The sequence below is a fragment of the Vibrio sp. 970 genome (assembly GCF_033339075.1).
Genome location: NZ_JAWOTW010000744.1, coordinates 1 through 534, shown reverse-complemented (window position 1 = coordinate 534; position 534 = coordinate 1). Strand labels below are relative to the sequence as shown.

The window sequence follows — 534 nt, the reverse complement described above, 5'->3', positions numbered from 1 at the left end:
CACGCACAGCGAGGGCGATTTATGCCCGACAGGGCGAGAGAGAGGGATATAAGCACGTTTTAAATTACCACCGGACAGCTAAGTGCGCTTACATAGCGCATGATGATGTGCGTGTGCATGTTTCCTGCAATCACGATAAAGCATTCCTTTCTGGTGTAACCGCTTGTGGTAGCGTTTGGACTTGTCCCGTATGCGGGGCGAAGGTCGAAGAGCGCCGCCGTGGTGAGATTGCCAAGGGCGTTGACTATTGGTATTCGTTACCGAATAAGACGGTCAACATGATCACCTTTACGTTCAGCCACTCGATAGGAGATCGGCTTGCCGATGTTCTTGATAAGCAAGCCAAGGCATTGAAGAGGCTGCGTACAGGCAAGGCATGGAACAGCTTTAAGGAGGTGTTCGGTTTCGATTCGCTTATCAGGTCATTGGAAGTGACATGGAGCGAGGATAATGGATGGCACCCCCATACGCATGAATTGTGGTGTGTTGATAAGCGTATTGACCGTGAAAAGGTCGAGGCGTATTTGAAAGCGA

General features: G+C 50.4%; 1 protein-coding gene. It reads left to right on the top strand.

Features of this window, described 5'->3' with window-relative positions; translation table 11 throughout:
- The coding region (locus tag R7Q11_RS28960) for a protein rep (protein ID WP_225467318.1) at positions 1-534 on the top strand (534 nt) is incomplete at both ends.